This window comes from Telluria sp. Soil_C_11 (assembly GCF_057657395.1).
In genome coordinates, this window is sequence record NZ_JBDGIN010000004.1 from 329,422 (window position 1) to 348,363 (window position 18,942).

15 protein-coding genes are annotated in these 18,942 nt (G+C 67.3%); 7 read left to right on the forward strand and 8 right to left on the reverse strand.

What is annotated here, in order from left to right:
* The first annotated feature begins 39 nt into the window (after positions 1-39).
* Both prsK and prsR read left to right on the forward strand, forming a co-directional pair.
* On the forward strand, positions 40-2,124 hold the full coding sequence (prsK, locus tag AC3A6M_RS09530; protein ID WP_487852480.1) for an XrtA/PEP-CTERM system histidine kinase PrsK: 2,085 nt from the start codon (positions 40-42) through the stop codon (positions 2,122-2,124).
* 23 nt (positions 2,125-2,147) lie between these two features.
* Positions 2,148-3,515, forward strand: coding sequence for a PEP-CTERM-box response regulator transcription factor (gene prsR / locus AC3A6M_RS09535; protein WP_487852481.1), 1,368 nt, complete (start codon positions 2,148-2,150; stop codon positions 3,513-3,515).
* A 12-nt stretch (positions 3,516-3,527) separates the two neighbouring features.
* On the opposite strand, the gene AC3A6M_RS09540 is transcribed toward prsR, so the two are convergent.
* From AC3A6M_RS09540 to AC3A6M_RS09560, 5 genes are read right to left on the reverse strand one after another with little or no spacing between them, the layout of a single operon-like run.
* Positions 3,528-4,388, reverse strand: a complete 861-nt coding sequence (locus tag AC3A6M_RS09540; protein ID WP_487852482.1) for a hydrolase 1, exosortase A system-associated — start codon at positions 4,386-4,388, stop codon at positions 3,528-3,530.
* Positions 4,378-5,235, reverse strand: coding sequence for a hydrolase 2, exosortase A system-associated (locus tag AC3A6M_RS09545; protein ID WP_487852483.1), 858 nt, complete (start codon positions 5,233-5,235; stop codon positions 4,378-4,380). The genes AC3A6M_RS09540 and AC3A6M_RS09545 overlap by 11 nt, the downstream gene beginning before the upstream one ends.
* 2 nt (positions 5,236-5,237) lie before the next feature.
* Positions 5,238-5,483 (reverse strand): acyl carrier protein, encoded by a 246-nt coding sequence (locus AC3A6M_RS09550; protein WP_487852484.1) that lies wholly within the window; start codon positions 5,481-5,483, stop codon positions 5,238-5,240.
* A gap of 13 nt (positions 5,484-5,496) precedes the next feature.
* Positions 5,497-6,537: a GNAT family N-acetyltransferase gene (locus AC3A6M_RS09555; protein ID WP_487852485.1), complete on the reverse strand. Its 1,041-nt coding sequence runs from the start codon at positions 6,535-6,537 to the stop codon at positions 5,497-5,499.
* Positions 6,534-7,730, reverse strand: a complete 1,197-nt coding sequence (locus AC3A6M_RS09560; protein WP_487852486.1) for an aminotransferase class I/II-fold pyridoxal phosphate-dependent enzyme — start codon at positions 7,728-7,730, stop codon at positions 6,534-6,536. The genes AC3A6M_RS09555 and AC3A6M_RS09560 overlap by 4 nt, the downstream gene beginning before the upstream one ends.
* Positions 7,731-7,851: 121 nt before the next feature.
* On the opposite strand from AC3A6M_RS09560, the gene AC3A6M_RS09565 reads away from it, so the two are divergent.
* The 5 genes from AC3A6M_RS09565 to AC3A6M_RS09585 all read left to right on the forward strand — a co-directional run bounded on the left by AC3A6M_RS09565 (position 7,852) and on the right by AC3A6M_RS09585 (position 15,174).
* Entirely contained in the window at positions 7,852-9,453 is a 1,602-nt protein-coding gene (locus AC3A6M_RS09565; protein WP_487852487.1) for an acyl-CoA ligase (AMP-forming), exosortase A system-associated, read from the forward strand.
* The gene (locus tag AC3A6M_RS09570; RefSeq protein ID WP_487852614.1) at positions 9,453-10,688 is read left to right on the forward strand and encodes a pyridoxal-dependent decarboxylase, exosortase A system-associated; all 1,236 of its coding nucleotides are present in this window, start codon (positions 9,453-9,455) and stop codon (positions 10,686-10,688) included. Before AC3A6M_RS09565 ends, AC3A6M_RS09570 begins: the two co-directional genes overlap by 1 nt.
* A 258-nt stretch (positions 10,689-10,946) precedes the next feature.
* A complete protein-coding gene (locus AC3A6M_RS09575; RefSeq protein ID WP_487852488.1) occupies positions 10,947-12,437 on the forward strand; it encodes a lipopolysaccharide biosynthesis protein in 1,491 nt (496 codons plus the stop codon).
* A complete protein-coding gene (locus tag AC3A6M_RS09580) occupies positions 12,434-14,215 on the forward strand; it encodes a hypothetical protein (protein WP_487852489.1) in 1,782 nt (593 codons plus the stop codon). The genes AC3A6M_RS09575 and AC3A6M_RS09580 overlap by 4 nt, the downstream gene beginning before the upstream one ends.
* Positions 14,212-15,174, forward strand: coding sequence for a N(5)-(carboxyethyl)ornithine synthase (locus tag AC3A6M_RS09585; RefSeq protein ID WP_487852490.1), 963 nt, complete (start codon positions 14,212-14,214; stop codon positions 15,172-15,174). Before AC3A6M_RS09580 ends, AC3A6M_RS09585 begins: the two co-directional genes overlap by 4 nt.
* A gap of 57 nt (positions 15,175-15,231) precedes the next feature.
* Here the strand turns inward: AC3A6M_RS09585 and AC3A6M_RS09590 are convergent, their stop codons facing one another.
* The 3 genes from AC3A6M_RS09590 to AC3A6M_RS09600 are packed head-to-tail and all read right to left on the reverse strand — an operon-like array spanning position 15,232 to position 18,884.
* Entirely contained in the window at positions 15,232-16,599 is a 1,368-nt protein-coding gene (locus AC3A6M_RS09590; RefSeq protein ID WP_487852491.1) for a glycosyltransferase, read from the reverse strand.
* A 3-nt stretch (positions 16,600-16,602) separates the two neighbouring features.
* A complete protein-coding gene (locus tag AC3A6M_RS09595) occupies positions 16,603-17,586 on the reverse strand; it encodes a polysaccharide deacetylase family protein (RefSeq protein WP_487852492.1) in 984 nt (327 codons plus the stop codon).
* Positions 17,583-18,884: a putative O-glycosylation ligase, exosortase A system-associated gene (locus AC3A6M_RS09600; RefSeq protein WP_487852493.1), complete on the reverse strand. Its 1,302-nt coding sequence runs from the start codon at positions 18,882-18,884 to the stop codon at positions 17,583-17,585. The genes AC3A6M_RS09595 and AC3A6M_RS09600 overlap by 4 nt, the downstream gene beginning before the upstream one ends.
* Positions 18,885-18,942 lie beyond the last annotated feature (58 nt).

Here is an 18,942-nt window from a genome sequence, read left to right on the forward strand (position 1 = left end):
GCGAGCCGTCCAGCCGCCGGGGCTTACTGACCATCCATCGTGACCAATATCGCCGCCTATAGTTACGCACTGGCCGCAGCCGGCTACCTGTTGCTGCTCCTGCCAAGGCTGTCGGGATGGAGCGGGCGCAGCCAGCGCGGGACCCTGTCCGCCGCCTGCCTGCTGACCGCGCTGTGGGCCGCCGTGCTGGCCTGGGACGCCCGCCACGACCGGCTCTGGACCGCGCTCACCGGCTCGATCGAAGTGCTGCGCGACGGCGCCTGGTCGGTGTTCCTGGTGGCGCTGCTGGGCCACTGGCGCGACGACAGCAGCCGCCTGCCGTTCCGCCTGCGTCCTTCGCTGTTCGCGGCCGGTTGCGCCTATCTGGTGCTGCTGGCGGCGCTGCTGGCCGGGCACTTCCGCTTCGAACTCCTGAACGCCCTCGGCGCGCTGCCGGTGGTGACCGCCTTCGCCTGCCTGGCCGTGTACGGCATGCTGCTGGTCGAGCAGGTGTACCGCAACAAGACCATCGAAGAGCGCTGGGCGATCAAGTTCGTCTGCCTCGGCATCGGCGGCATGTTCGCCTACGACTTCTACCTGTACACCAACATGATGCTGTTCCGCGAGCTGAATCCGGAACTGTGGAACGCGCGCGGCGTGATCAATGCGCTGATCGTGCCGCTGGTGGCGGCCTCGATGGCGCGCAGCAAGTCGTGGAGCACGTCCTTCGCGGTGTCGCGCCGCGTGATGTTCCATTCGGCCGCGCTGTTCGGCTCCGCGGTCTACCTGCTGGCGATGGGTTCGGCCGGCTATTACCTGCGCTTCTTCGGCGGCCGCTGGGGCACGGTGATGCAGGCCGCCTTCCTGTTCGGCGCGATCTGCCTGCTGCTGGTGATCCTGTTTTCCGGTACCTTCCGCTCCTGGCTGAAGGTCTCGATCAACAAGCACTTCTTCACCTATAACTACGACTACCGCGAGGAATGGATGCGCTTCACGCGCACCCTGTCCGAACGCGGCCCGAACCTGGCCGACCGCACGATCCAGGCGATGGCGGCGCTGGTCGAAAGCCCGGGCGGCACCCTGTGGCTGCGCAACGACGCCGGGCGCTACGAACCGCGCGCGCGCTGGCATGCGCCGGCGGCCGACACGCTCGAACCGGCCAATTCGCCGTTCTGCCGCTTCCTGGAGAGCACCCAGTGGGTGGTCGACCTGGACGAATTCGTGGCCCGCCCCGACAAGTACGAGGGCCTGGCGGTGCCGGCCTGGCTGCTGGACTACCCGCGCCGCTGGCTGGTGGTGCCGCTGATCCTGCACCAGAAGCTGTTCGGCTTCCTGGTGCTGCAGCGCGCCCGCAGCCCGCTCAAGCTGAACTGGGAGATCACCGACCTGCTGGAGATCGCCGGCAGCCAGGCCGCCGGCCACCTGGCCCAGGAAGATGCCGCCAACGCGCTGATGGTGGCGCGCCAGTTCGAGTCCTTCAACCGCATGTCGACCTTCGTCGTGCACGACCTGAAGAACCTGGTGGCCCAGCTGTCGCTGATGAACGCGAACGCGGAAAAGCACAAGGACAACCCCGAATTCCAGCGCGACATGCTGGAAACCCTGAACCATTCGGTGCAGAAGATGAAGCTGCTGCTGCAGAAGCTGAGCCGCACCGAAAACGCCGAGAAGCCGCTGCCGCTGGCGGTCGAGCAGGTGGTGCGCCAGGCGGTGGCGCTGAAGAGCGCCTTCGAGCCGCGCCCGCAGCTGGTGGTCGAAGTGGCGGGGCTGACCGTGATGGCGGACCGCGAGCGCCTCGAGCGCGTGGTCGGCCACCTGATCCAGAACGCGATCGAGGCCACGCCGCGCGACGGCCACGTGGTGATCCGCCTCGGCCGCCGCGACGCGAACGGGCAAGCCGAGGCGGTCGAAATCGAGATCACCGACACCGGCGAAGGCATGAGCGAAGAGTTCATCCGCGAGCGCCTGTTCAAGCCCTTCGACTCGACCAAGTCGGCCGGCATGGGCATCGGCGTGTTCGAGAGCCGCGAATACATCACCGAGCTGGGCGGCGCGCTGGAAGTCAGCAGCCAGCCCGGGCTCGGCACCACCTTCAAGGTCGTGCTGCCGCTGTATCACGAGCCGGCAGCGGCCATGCTCAGTTGAGCGATTCCCGAGAGAGGAAATCCATGACCCAAACCAAACCGAAACTCCTGATCATCGAAGACGATCCGGGCCTGCAGAAACAGCTGCGCTGGAGCCTCGACGCCTACGAGGTGGTGGTGGCCGGCGACCGCGAGGCGGCGCTGGCCCAGATCCGCCGCCACGAACCCGCGGTCGTGACCATGGACCTGGGCCTGCCGCCCGATCCGGACGGTTCCACCGAGGGCCTGGCCACGCTGCAGCAGATCCTGGCGCTGGCGCCGGACACGCGCGTGATCGTCCTGACCGGCAACCAGGACCACAACAATGCCGTCAAGGCGATCGGCATGGGCGCCTACGACTTCCACCAGAAGCCGGTCGACCCCGAGGTGCTGAACCTGGTGATCCAGCGCGCCTTCTTCCTGCACAACCTGCAACAGGAAAACCGCCGCATGCAGCAGTCGCAGGCCGATTCGCCGCTGGCCGGCGTGATCTCGCGCGACCCCGGCATGCTGAAGGTCTGCCGCACCATCGAGAAGGTGGCGCCGACCTCGGCCTCGGTGATGCTGCTGGGCGAATCGGGCACCGGCAAGGAAGTGCTGGCGCGCGCCATCCACGCGCTGTCGCCCCGCTCGAAAGAGCGTTTCATGGCGATCAATTGCGCAGCGATCCCGGAAAACCTGCTCGAGAGCGAACTGTTCGGCTACGAGAAAGGCGCCTTCACCGGCGCCGCCAAGCAGACCAAGGGCAAGGTCGAACTGGCCCACGGCGGCACCTTCTTCCTCGACGAAGTGGGCGACCTGCCGATGCCGCTGCAGGCCAAGCTGCTGCGCTTCCTGCAGGAGCGCGTGATCGAACGCATCGGCGGCCACGAGGAAATCCCGGTCGACGTGCGCATCGTCTGCGCGACCCACCAGAAGCTGAAGGACCTGTGCACCCAGGGCCGCTTCCGCGAAGACCTGTATTACCGCCTGTCCGAAATCGTGGTGAACATCCCGCCGATGCGCCAGCGCGAAGGCGACGCCGCGTTGCTGGCCCACCACTTCAAGAACAAGTTCTGCGCCCAGGAGGCGCGCTCCTCGCTGCACTTCTCGCCGGACGCGCTGGCGGCCATCGAAGGCTACGCCTGGCCGGGCAACGTGCGCGAGATGGAAAACTGCATCAAGCGCGCCGTCATCATGGCCGACGGGAACACCATCGTCGCCGACGATCTCGGTTTGCCGGATACCGGCGCCGGCGCGGAAGAGGAGCCGCTGAACCTGCGCCAGGTGCGCGACGAGGCCGAGTACAAGGCGATCGTGAAAGCGCTGGCCCGGGCCGACGGGAATATCGTGAAGGCCTCGGAGATGCTGGGCATCAGCCGCCCGACCATGTACGACCTGATGGGGCGGCACGGCATCAAGGCCGCCGCCTGAAGCGCCAGCCGCTTACTGCATCCAGGCCGCGGTCCACCTGACGACCTGCTCGTGCCATTCGCGGCGCGAGCAGGTGTGGTCGGCCCCGGGCAGCGTATGGCGGGTCACGCGCTCGCCGGCCAGCAGGCGCTCCCAGTCGCGCGAGCCGGACGACAGCCCGGCGAATTCCTGCGCCGTCAGGTCGGCGCCGCTCAGCATCACCAATACCTTGCCGCCGAAGGCCTGCAGGGCCGCATGCATGCGGTCGGGCAGGGGCAGGGCGGGGGCATCTCCGTCCTGCTGCGCGGCCGGGGCCCGGCGGCCGAACGCGGCCCGGACCTGGGCCACGAACGAGGTCGCGGCCTGCGCCGCATCGAACTGTCCGCTGGCGACCTTCTTCCACAATCCGGGGCTCAGCAGCCGGCTGCGGTAATAATGCTTCAGGGTCGCCTTCGCGGCCCCGCCTTCGGTGCGCACCCAGGGGTTGAGCAGGGCCAGGCCGGTCACGCGCGGGTCGGCCGGCGCATACATCGCGGCCGCCGAGGCGCCGTCGCACAGGCCCCACAACACCACTTCCGTCATTCCCGGCACCTGGGCAACGAAACAGTCGATCGCCGCGCGCAGGTCGTCCTGCACCTGTTCGAAGTCGCGCGGCGCGCCTTCGCTGTCGCCCATGCCGCGGTAGTCGAAGCGCATCGCCGGGATGCCGGCCTGCGCCAGGCTGCGCGCTAGCAGGGTGAACTGGCGGTGGCTACCGGTGCGCACCTGCGGGCCGCCGACCACGATCAGCACGCCGCGCCGCGCGGCTTGCGACGCCTGCGCGGGCAGCGACAGCACCCCGTACAGCCACTCGCCGGCGCAGGGAAAAGTCAGTGCGCGTTCTTCAGGCTGCATGGCTGGGTTCCTTGTACAGCGCGCCGGTCGCGTCGAGCAGGGCCGGGCATTCGCTCATTTCCGGGGTGGTCCAGAACGGATCGCCGTGCGCCAGGTGTACCCCGAAGTCGATGCCCTGGGCGCGCCAGATGGCGGCGATGCGGCTGGCCGCGGGCGGCAGCGGACGGTCGGGCGCCGCCGTGACTTCGAACCAGTCGATGCGGCAGCCGCGCGGCGCCAGCACCGACGCGTCGAGGCGTTCGATGGCGTCGGCCATGTGCGGCGCCAAGTCGTAGCCGGCGATCTCGAGGGATTTACCTTGCTCGAGCTGCAGGCGCAGCGTTTTGGTGCCGCCGTTGCCGGCGCCGTCCTGCAGCAGTTCGGCGGCCACGCGCAGGCGCAGGAACTGGGTCAGGAAGCCGGCCCCGCTGGTGACGGGCTGCCACAGCAGCAGGGACGGCGGCGGGACCGCGGCGCCGGCCGCGTAGTCGAGCGCGAGCAGGGCGCCGACGCGCAGTCCCCACAGTCCGGCGGGGCGGCCAAGGCGTTGCTGCAGCCAGGCGCGCGCCTCGTCGACGTCGCGCTTCCAGCCGTCCCAGCGTGCGTCGCCGAACTCGCCGCTGCTGTCGCCGCAGCCGTGCAGGTCGATCTGCAGCACGCCGATGCCGAGCGCGGCCAGCGCGCGCGCCTGCAGCGCGGCCATGCGGCGCGACTTGTTCATCTCTTCGGCGAAGGGGTGCAGGTAGACCAGCGCGCCGCGGCATTCGCCTTGCGGAACATGGAACAGGCAATAGCGGAACCCGTCCTGCACCGGCAGGAAGAAGGCTTCGGCCGGCGCGTGGGCCGGCGCCGCGTTTGCCGGCGTCATGCTCAGGCGGCTTTCGAGGCTACGAAGGCAGCCAGGCTGCCGAGCGTTTCGAAGGTGCTGGCGCTGATGTCGTCGTCATCGACGGCGATGCCGAAATGTTCTTCCAGCGCACCGATCAGCGTGACCACCGCCATCGAGTCGAGTTCGGGCAGGCTGCCCAGCAGCGGCGAATCGGCATCGAGGGACTGGCCGGCCTCGCCCAGGTTCAGCACGTCGATCAGGATATTCTTGACTTCATTTAAATACATGGGTGCTCCTTTGTTACGCCACCGTGGCCTGCCGGCTGCGCGCGCGCGATTCGAGCATCGCGTGCAGGCGGCGCAAGCCCGGCCAACGGTAATAATTGACATGGTACATAGTGCGCACCTCGTCCGTCCAGCGCAGGTGCCATTCCATGACCCTGCCGTAGAACTCGATCCGGCCGAGCCGGCCTTCGTCGAACAGCGCGCGCGTCGCTTCCTCGCGCATCAGCAGGGTCGGCGAGAACTGCTTCGGCACGCTCTCGTCGTAGGCGGTCTTCAGCACCACGATGCAGGCATCGTCCTCGACGCACAGGTCCATCGCCACCAGCCGCTCGCCGAAGTAATAGCGATAGACGCGGCCCGCGCCGCGCCGGCACAGCGCTTCCAGCATCGCGCGATAGTAACGCCCCTGCGGATCGTCCGCATGGACCGCGGTGCCGCAGCCTTCCTTCCAGCCCGAGCTTTCCAGGCGCGCATAGTCGGCCACCGCCTGCGCCATGTCGGCCGGGTCGCGGCTGACCCGCAGCGCGAGCGCCACGCCGTCCTTGTCCAGCTTCGCGCGCTGTTTTTTCAGGTTGCTGCGCAGGTTCTTGCCGCGCGCCTGCCAGTAGTCGTCGAAGGCGCCGGCGAGCGTGACCCTGGCGGTGTCGATGTAGTCGAGCGTGGACAGTTGCGCGCTGTCGGGCGGGCGCGGCATCAGCGCCGGATCCATCTGGGTCAGGCCGAACACCAGCGGAAAGCCGGGCAGGGCGCGCACCAGGCCCGCCAGCAGCGCTTCCAGGTCCAGGCCGGGCTGCTGCAGCCACAGCCCGAGCGGCGCCTGGGCAGGCTGGAAGGTGGTCCAGCTGCCGCGCCGCGACGGCGTCACGATCGCCATCGCGGCCGGCGCGCCGTCGCGTTCGCAGATCGCCAGCAGTTCCCTGCCGCTGCCGAAGGCGTCCAGCAGCGGCGCCACGAAATCATGGGCCAGCAGCAGCGAGGCGCCGCTCGAGCGGTGCAGGTCGTCCCACTGGCGGGCCAGGCCGGCCAGGCGCGCCGCGGGCTGGAGTGTCCACTTCATGGCTGCAGCGCCTTTCCGATCGCGTCAATCATCCAGGCCAGCTCCACGTCGCGCAGCTCCTGGTGGCAGGGGAAGGACAGCACATGGCGCGACAGCCAGGCGCTGTTGGCGCATACCCCTTCGTCCACCCCTTCCCACAGCGGATTGCCGAAGCGCGTCACCGGCACCCCGGCGGCCTGCACGCGTTCGTACAGCAGCGCGGGATCGTCGGCCACCAGCGGATAGACCCAGGGGCAGACGCCGTCGGGCAGCGCCGGGTACAGCGGGCGCACGCCCGGCATGCCGCGCAGGGCGGCGTCCAGGCGCGCGTAGTTGGCCCGGCGCAGCGCCGCGATGCGGCTCGGCGAGACCAGGCGCAGCATCGTGCGCGAAAACCACGAAGAGCGCTTGTCGATCCAGTCCGGGTCGAGCGCGAAGCTGCTGTCGGACGAGCCGGGCGCCAGCGCCGGTGCCGGTCCCTGCGCGCCGGCCGGGCGGCGGCGCTTGGCCAGGTTCCACAGCGTGCCCTTGAGCCGCAGCGGCAGCCACAGCGCCGCACGCGCGGCCGGCAGGCGGCCGTAGGCGAAACCGTTTTCCAGGGAATTCAGCGCCACCTTGGCCTCGAAACCGGCGCCGGCCGGGCGCAGCGGCACCCCTTCCAGGCTGTGCCGGCTCGACACCAGCGCGCCGCCTTCGTAAATCGGGAAGAACTTCATGCTGCTGCCGATCGCGTAGTCGCCGGTGGAACCGACCGGCGCGCCGCGGTACTCGCCGATGAAGGCGTGCGCGCAGTCTTCCAGCAGCGGCACGCCGCGCGCATCGCACAGCGCGCGCACCCGCTCCACCGCCTGCATGAAGCCGAAATAATGCGTCACCATCAGCGCCCGGGTGGCCGGGCCGATCTTCGCCGCGATGTCGTCCAGGTCGACCGTGGCGTCCGGGTGCAGGCGGTAGAACACGGGCCGCGCGCCGCGCCACAGCACCGGCGGGATCATCGAGGGGCTGTGCCAGGCCGGCACCAGCACCTCGTGGCCGGGGCCGACGCCCATTTCGCGCAGCGCCAGCGCGATCGCGACGCGGCCGCTGGTGACCAGCCGCGCCTGGCCGGCGTCGAGCAGGGTCGGCAGGCGTGCCGGGGCGGCGCGGCGGAACGAGGCGGCGGACAGGATCGGTGCGAGCGGGACCAGCGGACGGGGAGCCTGGGTGGAAACCATTGCCGGAGTATAGCCCCAGAGTAGAAAAATTTGCCACGAGATATGTTGGAAACTAAACAATTATGTCGGGCTCCCGGCCAAGCTGTTAAGATGCCCACCTGCACGACACACCCATCCCCCTATGCCTGACCTGATCCACGATTTCATCTTCGATTCCGCACGCCGTACCCCCGGCGCCGAAGCGCTGGTGCACGGCGGACAGCGGCTCGACTACGCGGCCCTGGCCGGCGCGGTCGAGCAGGCCGCCGGCGCCCTGCTCGCTGCCGGGATCCGGCGCGGCGAGCGCGTCGCCGTCTACCTCGACAAGCGCGTCGAGAACGTGGCGGCGATGTTCGGCGCCAGCCTGGCCGGCGCCGTGTTCGTCCCGGTCAATCCGCTGCTCAAGGCCGAGCAGGTGGCGTACATCCTGGCCGACTGCAATGTGCGGGTGCTGGTCACCTCCGCCGAGCGCCTGGCGCAGCTGGACGCCGCGTTGGCCGGCTGCCCGGACCTGCGCACCGTGCTGGTGACCGGCGCGGCGCCGAAGTCCGGGCTCCCGGCGGCGGCCGCATCGACCACGACATCGGCTTCCGTGCAGGCCTGGGACGCCGTGCAGGCGCGCCCGCAGCCGGCCGCGCTGGCGCCGCGCCGCGCGATCGACGCCGACATCGCCGCGATCCTGTACACCTCGGGCAGCACCGGCAAGCCGAAGGGCGTGGTGCTGTCGCACCGGAACATGGTGGCCGGCGCGCACAGCGTGGCCAGCTACCTCGAACTGACGCCGCGCGACCGGGTGCTGTCGGTGCTGCCGCTCAGCTTCGACTACGGCCTGTCGCAGCTGACCACCGCCTTCCTGGCCGGCGCCACCGCGGTGCTGATGAACTACCTGTTCCCGCGCGATATCGTCAAGGCGGTGCAGGACGAGCGCATCACCGGCCTGGCGGCGGTGCCGCCGCTGTGGATCCAGCTGGCGGCGCTGCCCTGGCCGGAGGATTGCTCGCTGCGCTATCTCACCAATTCGGGCGGCGCCATGCCGACCGCCACCGTCGACCTGCTGCGCCGCGTGCTGCCGCAGGCGCAGCTGTTCCTGATGTACGGCCTGACCGAAGCCTTCCGCTCGACCTACCTGCCGCCGTCGGAACTGGCGCGCCGCCCCGACTCGATCGGGCGCGCGATCCCGAACGCGCAGGTGATGGTGGTGCGGCCGGACGGCACGCCCTGCGCGCCCGGCGAACCGGGCGAACTGGTGCACCGCGGCGCGCTGGTCTCGCTCGGCTACTGGAACGATCCCGTGAAAACCGCCGAACGGTTCCGCCCGGCGCCCGGGCAGGACCCGGCCCTGCCGCTGACCGAGATGGCGGTCTGGTCGGGCGACACGGTGCGCATGGACGAGGAGGGCTACCTGTACTTCATCGGCCGCAGCGACGACATGATCAAGGTCTCGGGCTACCGGGTCAGCCCGACCGAAGTCGAAGAGGCCGTGCACGCGACCGGGCTGGCGCTGGAAGCCGCCGCCTTCGGCGTGCCGCATCCGGCGCTGGGCCAGGCGATCGTGCTGCTGGCGGTGCTGCGCGACGGCGTCACGCCGGCCGACCTGCTCAAGGAATGCCAGCGCCGCCTGCCGGCCTGGATGGTGCCGGCCCACGTCGCGCCGCACGACGGCCAGTTCCCGCGCAACCCGAACGGCAAGATCGACCGCAACCTGCTGCGCCAGTCCTATTCAACGATGTTCGACACGCCATGATGAATACACCCCGCCCCGTCCACGCAGAACAGACGCTGTTCGCCACCGCCGATGGCTGCCTGCAGGTCGGCGGCGTGCCGCTGACCCGGCTGGCGCAGCGCGTCGGCCGCACCCCCTTCTATGCCTATGACCGCGCACTGGTCAGCGAGCGCGTGCGCCATGTGCGCGCGCACCTGCCGGATGCGGTCGGGCTGCACTATTCGATCAAGGCCAATCCGATGCCGGTGCTGGTGCAGCACCTGGCCGGCCTGGTCGACGGGCTCGACGTCGCCTCGGGCGGCGAACTGAAGGTGGCGCTGGACACCGGCAAGGACCCCGGTCACATCAGCTTCGCCGGCCCCGGAAAGTCCGAGGCGGAGCTCACCCAGGCGGTGGCCGCCGGCGTCCACGTGCACGCCGAATCGGAGCGCGAGATCCGCCTGCTGGCGCAGATCGGCGCGCAGCTCGGCGTGGCGCCGCAGCTGGTCCTGCGCATCAACCCGGACTTCGAGCTGAAGGGCTCGGGCATGCGCATGGGCGGCGGCGCCAAGCAGTTCGGCATCGATGCCGAGGAGGCGCCGCGCATGCTGGCGCTGGCGGCGCAGCTCGGCCTCACGGTGCTCGGCTTCCACATCTTTTCCGGTTCGCAGAGCCTGAAGGCCGAGGCGATCGCCGAGGCCCAGGCCCAGACCCTCGAACTGGCGCTGCGCCTGGCCGGCGAGTGCCGCGACCCGGTGCGCGTGCTGAACATCGGCGGCGGCTTCGGGATCCCGTATTTCCCGGGCGAGGCGCGGCTCGACCTGGCGCCGATCGGCGAACGGCTGGCGCAGGCGCTGCCGCGCGTGCAGGCGGCCTTGCCCCAGGCGCGCCTGAACATCGAGCTGGGACGCTACCTGGTCGGCGAGGCGGGCGTGTACGTGGCGCGCGTCATCGACCGCAAGGTCTCGCGCGGCCAGGTGTTCCTCGTGACCGACGGCGGCCTGCACCACCACCTGGCGGCGTCCGGCAACTTCGGCCAGGTGATCCGCAAGAACTATCCGGCCGCGATCGGCAACCGCATCGACCAGCAGGACACGGAAGTGGTGTCGGTGGTCGGCCCGCTGTGCACCCCGCTCGACCTGCTGGCCGAGAAGATGGAGCTGCCGCGCGCCGAACCGGGCGACCTGGTGGTGGTGTTCCAGTCGGGCGCCTACGGCCGGAGCGCCAGCCCGGGCGGCTTCTTGAGCCATCCGGACGTGGTCGAAGTCCTGGTCTGAACCCCCTCTCTACCTTTACGGAAAGCAAGAGTTAGAAGCAACACTCCAGACTACCCCCCGCGCACGATTGTTGCATTTGTTGACACATCTAGACGCATCGTCTAACCTGAACTAGCAACATTTCTTTCGCTCAATGGCACAGAATCCGTGCGGTCACGATGCCGGTGACCGGGTTCCGCTTGCCATTGCTACTTACTGTGCACTCATTCCTTGGCTACCCGGGACTTTGTCCCTGACGTATCCAAAGTAGTCGGAAACATGGCTTCCAAAAAAAGCAATAGCATTGCCAGCGGCGCGATCCTGATGGTCGTGATGCGCTGGGTCGATCGTCTGATCGGCATCGTCAGCACCTTTATCCTGGCTCGTCTGCTCGTTCCCGATGACTTCGGCATTGTGGCGATGGCATCGGTGGTCGTCGCATTTGCCGACGTGATCTTCGATCTCGGGGTCAACGTCGCCGTCATTCAGCGCAAGGACCCGCCGCAGGGTTTCTACGACACGGCCTGGACCTTGCGCATTCTTCAAAGCTGCTGCGTGGCCCTGGTGCTGGCCGTCATCGCACCGTTCGCCGCGGAGTACTACAAGGATCCGCGCGTCACGCTGGTCGTGCAACTGATGGCCTTGTCCCTGCTGATCGCGGCGTTCGAAAACGTTGGCGTCATCAATTTCCAGAAAGAGCTTCGCTTCAGCGCCGACGCCAAGTTCGTGCTGTTCAAGCGCCTGGTCGGCTTCACGGTCACCATGGTGCTGGTGCTGGTGCTGCGCAGTTACTGGGGCATGGTCATCGGGACCGTGTGCGGCCGCCTGGCAAGCACCCTGGCCAGTTATGTGGTGCATCCGATGCGTCCGCGCTTTTCTCTGCAGTACCTGCGCGAGATCTTCTCGGTGTCGCAATGGGTCCTGGTCAAGAACGTCAGCCAATACCTCGACCGCAAGCTGCACATCTTCCTGGTCGGCGGCGTCGCCAGCACCGCGATTACCGGCGGCTACACGCTCGCCACCGAGATTGCCGACGTGCCCGGTACGGACTTGCTGGCCCCGATCAATCGCGTCCTGTTTCCCGCGTTCGCACGGGTGCGCGACAACCTTGCCGAACTGACGAGCCTGTTGCTGACGGCGCAGGCCGTGCAGGTGATGGTGACCTTCCCGGCCTGCGTCGGTTTCGTCATGACGGCGCACGAACTGGTGCCCGTCGCGCTCGGGGAAAAATGGGTCTTCATCGTGCCCTTCATCCAGATCCTGGCCTTGTCCAACATTATCCAGTCGATCAGCAGCAGCGCCAACTACGTGCTGACCGTGATCGGCCAGATCCGCCTGCTGGCCCTGACCAGCTGGATCCAGATCGTCATGTTCGGCGCAGGCGTGATGCTGCTGCACAGCCGCCTGGATCCGGAGCTGATCGCACAGATCCGCATGGCTTCCGTCGTGCTGACCTTCGGTATCTCGTACGCCATGCTGATGCGCTACATCCCGGGCCTGTCGGTGGCGATGCTGTTGCGCGGCACCGGACGGCCCATCCTCGGCTGCGTGGTCATGGTGCTGGCGCTGATGCTGCTCGAAACGGCGGTTGCCGTGCCGCTGTGGATGATGCTGGTGCTGAAGGTGGCCACCGGCGTCGTCGCCTATTCCGGCACGGTACTGCTGGCATGGCGCATGGCCGGCTGCCCGGAAGGCGCGGAAAGCTATTTTCTTAAAAAAATCAAGCGCACGACCCCATCGGTGATCGGTGCACCCAGCGAGGCAAAATGAAAATCGATCTGCAGTCATTGTCGAAGAACTTCCAGGACGTCGAGTTCTTTATCGCCTGCGTGTTTCCCGAAAGTGCGCCCGAGTTCCTTGGCGGCGATGACGGCAAGCTGGCGGTGCTGAACAGTCCGCATTTCTGGGCCGTCAGCTCGCGTGCGCCGCAAAACGGCAAAGGCCTGGTCCACGAGGTGGATGGATCGAAGATCGTGTTCCGCGGTTACGAAAGCGCGCTCGCGGTGCATTCCTATTCGGCGCCGGAAGAATTGCAGGCGCTGACCTCGCACGCCGAACTCGAAAATGGCGTGTTTGCCTATCTCCGCTTCGATCCCCAGCTGCAGCAGGCGGTGGTGCGCAGCGATGCATTCGGCATCGGCCCGCTGTTCTACCGCCGCAGCGGCGAGGCGTGGCTGTTCGCCTCCCACCCGGCGCTGATCCATTTTGCCGGCGACGCGCCCGACATGACGGCATGGGCCGCGCTGCTGCAGAACGGCCAGGTCGTGGGCGATCGCAGTTTTTATGCCGATATCGCGCGCGTGGGTCCCGGCGTCCAGATGACGATCCGCCGCGCCCAGGCCGACACCGTGCAGTGGTTCGATTTCGCGGCGCTTCCGGCCGGCACCCGCACCATCGACGACGAGGCTTTCCGTTTCGTCGAGGATGCCTACCAGGCAGCGATCGGCCGTTGCCTGCGCCTGCAGGCGGGCGAGGTGGTCCTGCCTTTTTCGAGCGGTTTCGATTCGCGCCGTTTCTTCGCCACGCTGCTTCGCAAGAGCATCCCTTTCAAGGCGGTGACGTGCCAGACCTTCCACCGCAAGAACGGGCGGGACTACGACATCGATTCGTTTTTCGCGCCCAAAATCGCACAAGCATTCGGCGTCGATTGCGAGCTGGTCCCAGCCGCCGCGCCGGACGCGATCGAAGCGGACGCCGCGCGCCGCCAGCAATTGATCGGCACCGAAACCTTCATGCACGCCTGGGGCATGCCGTTCATGCGCTGGCTCGCCAGGCGTCCGCCCTCGCTGGTGTTCGACGGCCTGGCCGGCGATACCTTCGGCAACTCGGGCTTCGAGATCGATGGACTGCATGAGACGCCGGAAAAGGATGCCGAACTGCTGGTGCGCGAAACCAGCAAGCCGTTCGTGCTGGACCAGCTGTCGGGCCAGTTCCCGGCGCTGTCCGAATTCCAGCAGCGCTATCGCGAATACCTTGCGCAATTTGCACCGAATATCAACCAGGCGGAGCTGGCATTCCTCGAGTCGCGTACGCGCCGCGCCATCAGCCCGTGGATCACGATGACGCATCCGCCCGGCCACGTCGTGGTGTTTCCGTACTGTGACCTGGAATTCGCGCGGGCGACCCTGGAATACCACCCCGCCGAAAAATACAAATGGTTCTTCCAGAAGGAGTGCCTGCGCCGTTTCTATCCGGAGTATTACGACTTCGCGGGATCGCGCAACCTTCCGCCCGACCACCAGCCGCTCGCGGCCGATGTCAGCGATGCGCGCGACCGTGCCGAGGAACGCTTCGTGTATGGCGACCCGACGGTCGTGCGCGGTGCGCTCAAGTACCTGAGCCTGCCCAACAAGTTCGTGCTGCTGCTGTCCGGCCTCATGCCCAACCTGCGGCGCCGCCGCGGCTGGCTGTTCGGGCCCTTGCTGCAGCTGGTGCGCCTGAATCAGCAGGCACGGCCATTCATTACTCCCGGTGCCGCTTCACAGTCCAGGCGGCAGGGGAGCGTGACAGATTTAAGCGAGGTTAACCGTCAAGAGGGGATGACATGAAGACAGTCGGTCTGATGATCAGTACGAAGGAAAACGAGAAGCGTCGTGCGATGCTGCCCAAGCATATCGCGCTTATCCGCAATCGCGATAAGCTTTACTTCGAAGAAGGATACGGCGCCGCGTTCGGGCATGACGACGAAGAATACCGCCGCGCCGGCGCGCATGTCGTCAGCCGCGAAGAAGCGCTGACGAAGGACGTCATTTGCGACCCGAAGATCGGCGACGCCACCTATCTCGAAGAGCTGCGCGGCGGACAGACCGTGTTCGGCTGGGTCCATGCGGTGCAGAACCGCTCGATTACCGACAAGATCGTCGGCCGGGAAATGACGGCGATCGCGTGGGAAGACATGTTCGAGGGTGGGCGCCACGTGTTCTGGCGCAGTAACGAGCTGGCCGGCGAAGCGGCGATCATGCATGCGTTCACGCTGTACGGCAAACTGGTCTACGAATGCAATGTGGCGCTGATCGGCCGCGGCAACGTGGCGCGCGGCGCGTACCGCATCCTGTCCTGCATGGGCGCGCATATCAACGTCTACGAGCGCAAGACCGAGAAGCTGCTGCGCGAGGAACTCGAGAAATACGACGTGGTCGTGAACGGCCTGCTGTGGGACGTCTACCGCAAGGACCACATCATCTACCGCGAAGACCTGCGCCGCCTGCGCAATCCGGGCATGATCGTCGACATCAGCTGCGACCGCGCCGGCGCGATCGAGACCAGCCGCCCGACCACGATCGAGCAGCCGACCTACAGCGTCGACGGCGTCCTGCACTATGTGGTCGACCACACGCCGGCGCTGATCGGTTATTCGGTGACCGATTGCCTCGGCGACCAGATGGTGAAATACCTGGATGTGATCATCGAGGACAGGGCCGAGGACGACAAGGTGCTCGGCCCGGCGATCTGCATCAAGAACGGCCGCATCGTCGACCAGCGCATCATCGATTTCCAGCAGCGCTGACCCGCCGGGCGGGGCCGCAACCGGCAGCCCCGTCCAAACCCGGAATGCCGGGAATCCTCAGTTGGCCGAAGCCGGACCGGCAGCGGCCTGGGACCGCGCCGCCCGGCGCAGCACCTCGGCCAGCTGTCCCGCACGGTGCGCGCGCGACGACGCCGCCACCAGTTCCTCGCTGGCCACATGGGCCCGGCCGTGCGTGATGTCGCCGGCGAACTGTTCCAGCACCCTTGCAATCTCCTCGCTGCTGTCCATGTTCGCGATGCTCGAAAAGCCGGCCGCACGGAGTACGCGCGCGGTCTCGCCGCCGGTGTCGACCAGGCCGAGGACCGGTTTGCGGGCGCGGAAGTATTCGTAGATCTTGGCCGGAATCTGGGTATTGAAGGGCGTGCCCTGGAACACCAGCAGGCCGTCCGCCGCCAGCATCTCCGACAGCGCCTCGCGGTACGGGATCGACGGCGCCACCTCGACCATGTCGCCGACGCCGTACTGTTGCGCGAGTGCGCGGATCTCGTCGTCGTCGCCGGACGCGCGCAGGATCACGCGCAGGGACGCGGCATCCAGCTTGCCGAGACTCTTGAGCATGGCGAGCGCGCGCAGGAAAGCGGACGGGTCGCGTCCGTCCTGGTACAGCACGCCGCTGTGCACCAGGGTCAGGGGCCGCGGCCCGGAAGACGGGGCCGGCGCCGCCGCCGCGCCGCCATCGAAACCATCCTCGTCGTAGCCGTTCTCGATCACGCTGAATTTCGAGGCCGGCACATCGGGGTAGCGCGTCAGGTAGGAATCCATCGCGCTGTGGGTCGTGAACACGGCTTTCTGGCAGCGCAGGATGGTCTGGCGCTCGATCCACTGGTAGATCCGGCGCTGGAGCGGCGAATCGGGATAGGAAGGCTGCACCATCGGGTCGCGGAAATCGGCGACCCACGGCAGGCCGGTCAGGCGATGCAGGATCAATCCGATCAGGTGCGCGGTGGAGATCGGGAAGGTCGACCAGATCACGTCCGGGCGGTAGCGGCGGATCAGCGACAGGCCGGCCGGTACCGCGCCCAGCAGCCATGACACCCAGCGATCGGGCAGCGCCAGCAGGCCCGGATAGCGGCCCTTGATGCCCAGGTGGTTCTTGGCGTCGAAGGCGAAGGCGCGCCGTACGACCAGGTTGGCCGGAACGCTGGCCAGCTGCGAAGGATTCGGCTGGCTGTATGCCCTCGGATGAACCGACAGGACCAGCGGCTCCCAGCCATGGTGGCCCAGGTGCTTGGTAAAGCTCAGCGTGCGCTGGATGCCGCTGCTGATCGCTTCTGGCGGGAAGTGGAAGGCGACCATCAGTACGCGCTTGCCTGCCTGGACGGGTTCCTGGGTACGGATCCCGGGCGTGGCGTCCTTCGTGATGTCATCGGCGGACCGGTCGATCCTGATGTTGTTACTTAACATTGATTACTCCTGGGCCAGCCAGCGCAACAGACGCAGCCCGAACATGAAAGGATTGCCGTCCCACGGCCGGCTGCGCGGCAACTGGAACAGATCGTCGCCGCGCACGGCAGTGCCCATCTCGGTGGAGAAGGCGGCGGCGAAACCGGCGGCGCGCACCATCTCCTTGTGGCGCTCGTCGAAATCCTTGCCGACCTTGCCGTTCGGGTAGGCGAAATAACGCACCGGCGTGCCGGTGACGGCTTCCAGGTCGTGCTTGCCCTGCACGATTTCATGGTATGCATCCGCGTCGTTGAGGGAGGTCAGGATCGGGTGCGACACCGTGTGCGCGCCGATCTCGAAGCGCTGCGCCGCCATGGCCCGGATCATGTCCGCGGTGAGCATGAGGTCGTCGACGCCATGGCTGCGGGCGATCGCGGCCAGCCGCTCGGTGAGCGCCTGCCGTTCCTGCGGCGGCAGGTACTTGGCGCGGGCGTTCAGTTCCTTCAACAGGTTGCGCCGGTCGGCACTGCTCTGCACGACATACGGGCCGATGCCGGCGACCGACATGTCGAGGGTGCCCTCGGGCAGCTTGCGCACGGCGTCGACGATCGCTTCGTTCCACATCATCCCCGAGTTCAGGTAGGCGGTCGACACGAAGACCGTGGCCGGCAGGTCGAACTCGCGCAGCACCGGCAGCGCCAGGTCGTGGGTCGAGCGGTAACCGTCGTCGAAGGTGACGCACACGGCGCGCGGCGGCAGGCAGCCTTCCGCCAGCCTGGCCATCGCATCCGGCAGCGCCAGCACATTGAAGTAACGCGACAGCAGCCGCATCTGCCAGCGGAAGGTTTCGACGGTCGGTTCGTCGTCGAGCAGGGGGTCGGGCTGGGGCAGGATCCGGTGGTAGCTCAGCACGCACAAGCGGTTGGCCATGCGCCGCGGAGCGAGCACGCTGCCGGCGGCCCGGATCAGGCGGGCGGAACGCCCATTCGGCATTTTGGATGCCATCATGTCAGGCCATTCCCGACCGCGTGCGGCCGCTCCGCCACCGCTGGCGCTGCAATCCTGGCCGGCTCCGGCTTCTGCAGGATCAGGACCTTTTCCAGCAGGACCAGGATGATGACGACGTCATACAGCAGGTCGGCATAGGCAAGCGTCAGGAATGCCCCGCCCACGCAGTAGCCGATCAGGCTGACCTGGCACATTGCCGCCAGGTCGGCGGCCCATTTCAGCTCGGGCTTGTCCTTGCAGAAGCGCAGCACGCGCTTGCCGGTGCGCCAGCTGAGAAAGAGGAAGGTGAGGAACAGCGCGAGGCCCACGAAGCCATGCTCGCCGAGCACCTGGAAGTAGAGGCTGTGCGGCGCATGGACGTCGGTCGGGACCGGCGCATACATGCGGAACATCCTGGGGGTGAAGGTCAGGAAGCCGCCGCCCATGATGTTGTCGCTGGCGACATTGGTGGCGAAGTGCCATGCATTCACCCGGCCCATCGCCGAACTGTCCGCCTTGTACTCGCCGATCGATTCCATCCGGCCGAACCACTGTTCCGGCATCGCCAGGTAGACGAGCGGCACCACCAGCAGCACCAGCAGGCCGGTGCGCAGCTTGCTCCGGCTCTTGAGCCAGAGGAAGAACAGCATGGCGGCGCTGCCCACCAGGGCGCCGCGCGAGTAGGAACCGATGACCGCGGTCATCGTCAGCATGGCCAGCAGGGCGAATCCCCAGCGCAGCCAGCGCTTCTGCGCCTGCAGGTGCAGGTACCAGACCAGCGGCACGATGGTCAGCAGGGCCAGCGCCAGGTCGTTATTGTCGGTGATGTAGGTGCCGGGCGGACCCTGCACCCGGCTCGAACCGCCCGACAGCAGCGTAAAGAGGCCGCCCTTGAGCCCGTAGAACGCCAGCGAGAACGTGACCACCGCGGCGAACATCCTGGTGTCCTTTTCGTTCCTCAACGCGGCCATGGTGACCAGCGCGAAGAACAGGGTCTTCATCACGCGGTTCCATTCGCCCCAGGCGCGTTCCTGCTCGAACGCGAAGATGGTGGTCAAACTCATCCAGACCATGAACATGATCAGGACGGTCGTCAGCGCCGTCTTCGGCAGCTTCACCTGGTTGGAACGGGACATCAGCGCCAGCAGCGTCAGTCCGCCGACGGCGGCCACCCATGGGAAGCTGAACGCGAAACCATAGGTCAGCCGGTGCGGATTCATCAGCGACAGCCAGGTGAAGGTCATTACCCCGATCTCGGGCCGCTTGGGGATCTGCAGCATCAGGAAACCGATGATGAGAGTCAGAAGTACGTCACGCATGGCCGACTCCTGCGCCCGCACAGGAGCAGCGGATAGGTATCGCGATTCTGGAAACCAT